Genomic DNA, 2,169 nt, shown 5'->3' on the forward strand with positions numbered 1-2,169 from the left:
CGATGGGCGCGTCACAACGCCCATGCGGTGTCGGTGTCGCTGTCGGCGTCGGCGTCGGCGTCGGCGCCGGCGCCGGTGTCGAGCAGGGCAACCCCCACGTCGGCCCACACCCGCTTGCCGACGCGCAGGGGTTCCACGCCCCACCGCCCCGCCGACATCGCGTGCACCAACGCCAAGCCGCGCCCGTCCTCGCATCGAGGGCCCGCGTCCCGAACCAGCGGTACGGCGGGCGACCGGTCCACCACGGACACCCGCACCAGCCCTCATCCAACCGCCGCACGCTCACCCACACCGGGTCCACGGCCGCGTGCCGGAACGCGTCGGACACCAGTTCGGTGACGACGAGCACCACCCGGCCGTCGTCGTCGAGGCCGGCCGGGAGCAGCCGGACGACGCCCAAGCGCCACCCTCCTTCGGGCGGCTGTCGCGAAACGGGTTAATCTGCCTCGGGTGATCACTGTTTCCACCGTCAATGTAAATGGGCTTCGTGCTGCTTCCGGCAAGGGCTTCACGGCGTGGCTCGAAGCCACCACCGCCGATGTCGTGTGCCTCCAGGAGGTTCGCGCGACCCCCGAGCAACTCACCGACGCGGTTCGTGAGCCTGCGGGCTGGCACACCTACTACGCGCCCTCGGTGGTCAAGGGGCGGGCCGGTGTCGCGGTGTACAGCAGGGTCAAGCCGTCCGGGGTTCGGATCGGGTTCGGCTCGGCCGAGTTCGACACGGCGGGGCGGTGGATCGAGGTGGATCTGCCCAAGGTCACCGTGGCCAGTCTGTACCTGCCCACCGGCGAGGCCGAGACGCCCAAGCAGGAGGAGAAGGTCCGGTTCATGACCGACCTCGTCGCGCACCTGAAGGTGATGCGCGCCACTGCGGCGATCGGCGGGCGCGAGGCGGTCGTGTGCGGTGACTGGAACATCGCGCACACCGAGCACGACATCAAGAACTGGAAGGGCAACATCGGCAAGTCCGGCTTCCTCCCCGAGGAGCGGGCCTGGCTCTCCGAACTGTTCGGCGCCGCCGACTGGCACGACGTGGTCCGCCGTATCCACCCCGAGGGTCCCGGCCCCTACTCGTGGTGGTCCTACCGCGGCAAGGCGTTCGACACCGACGCCGGCTGGCGCATCGACTACCACGCGGCGACCCCGACTCTGGCCGACGCGGCGCGGGATGCCGTCGTCGAACGCGCCGACACGTACGCCGAGCGCTGGTCCGACCACGCTCCGGTGACCGTGACCTACGACATCTGACCCGGCGCGCCACTCGACCCGACCGGCCCTGCCGCCCGACCACGGGAAACGGGCCAGGCGTCGCCGAGACCCGGCCTCACCGAGACCCGGACCCGGCCGGCGCACGCCACTCGACCCCGCCGTTCGCCGCCCACGCCGCGCGGCGCCGCTCCATCCCCGTTGCGCGCTTCGCGCAGTACGTGCGCGGGTTCTCGATCGCCATCAGTACGGCATTCGACGCGTCGGGGGCGATGGTGACGATGATCCGATTCGGCCGGGTGCCGGGCGGTGCGGCTATGCCGTGGCCGGCTCGGACTCGGCCTGTCCGTCGGCGCGTTCCTGGGCGGCGAGCACTCGGTCGCCGTACTCCACCGACCAGGCGCCCACGGCCCGGAAGGGGACCAGAAGGGTGTGGCCCAGGTCGGTCAGCTCGTACTCGACGCGTGGCGGCGCCTCGGCGTAGGCCCGCCGCTCGACGAGGCCGTGATACTCCAGCCGGCGCAGCGTCTCGTTGAGTACCTTCGCGCTGAGCCCGCCGATTCGGGTCCGTAGGCGACTCGGCCGCATCGGACCGTCCGCGAGGGCGTACACGACGACGCTGTTCCAGCGATTGGTCAGCAGGTCGAAGCCGATCCGCGCGCGGCAGTCCGCGACGTACTCGCCCTCGTGCTCTCTCGTACCGTCCGTATCGTCCATACCGTCAGTGTCGCCGGTCCGACGGATACCGAACGGTTCCCATCGGGGTGCCTAACGTCGTTGGGGCAAGCGCTTCGAGGGGATGGGTGGGCCAAAGATGCGGATCGGGATTCTGGGTGCGGGCAACATGGCCGGCGCGCTGGGCGCGAAGTGGGTACGGGCCGGGCACGACGTGGTGATCGGGGCGCGGTCGGCGCACCGGGCGGGCGCGCTCGCCGGGCGAATCGGGGCCGGCGCCGGGACGTT

The 2,169-nt window shown here is 71.4% G+C and carries 4 protein-coding genes; 2 read left to right on the top strand and 2 right to left on the bottom strand.

Going from position 1 to position 2,169, the window contains the following annotated elements; genetic code table 11:
• Positions 1-11 precede the first annotated feature (11 nt).
• The gene (locus GT354_RS46060) at positions 12-257 is read right to left on the bottom strand and encodes an ATP-binding protein (protein ID WP_161363505.1); all 246 of its coding nucleotides are present in this window, start codon (positions 255-257) and stop codon (positions 12-14) included.
• A gap of 193 nt (positions 258-450) precedes the next feature.
• On the opposite strand from GT354_RS46060, the gene GT354_RS46065 reads away from it, so the two are divergent.
• The gene (locus tag GT354_RS46065; RefSeq protein WP_161363507.1) at positions 451-1,248 is read left to right on the top strand and encodes an exodeoxyribonuclease III; all 798 of its coding nucleotides are present in this window, start codon (positions 451-453) and stop codon (positions 1,246-1,248) included.
• 273 nt (positions 1,249-1,521) lie between these two features.
• Here the strand turns inward: GT354_RS46065 and GT354_RS46070 are convergent, their stop codons facing one another.
• Positions 1,522-1,923 carry a helix-turn-helix domain-containing protein gene (locus tag GT354_RS46070; RefSeq protein ID WP_161363509.1) on the bottom strand — a complete coding sequence of 134 codons (402 nt, stop codon included), beginning with the start codon at positions 1,921-1,923 and terminating at the stop codon, positions 1,522-1,524.
• A gap of 97 nt (positions 1,924-2,020) precedes the next feature.
• Here GT354_RS46070 and GT354_RS46075 point away from each other — a divergent pair.
• A partial coding sequence (locus tag GT354_RS46075; RefSeq protein ID WP_161363511.1) for an NAD(P)-binding domain-containing protein occupies positions 2,021-2,169 on the top strand: 149 nt, incomplete at its 3' end.

Source organism: Streptomyces sp. SID3343 (assembly GCF_009865215.1).
Taxonomy (GTDB): domain Bacteria; phylum Actinomycetota; class Actinomycetes; order Streptomycetales; family Streptomycetaceae; genus Embleya.

Excerpts from the sequence above, each read along its gene's own strand:
- GT354_RS46070 (WP_161363509.1), bottom strand. The coding sequence starts at position 1,923 with ATGGACGATACGGACGGTACGAGAGAGCACGAGGGCGAGTACGTCGCG.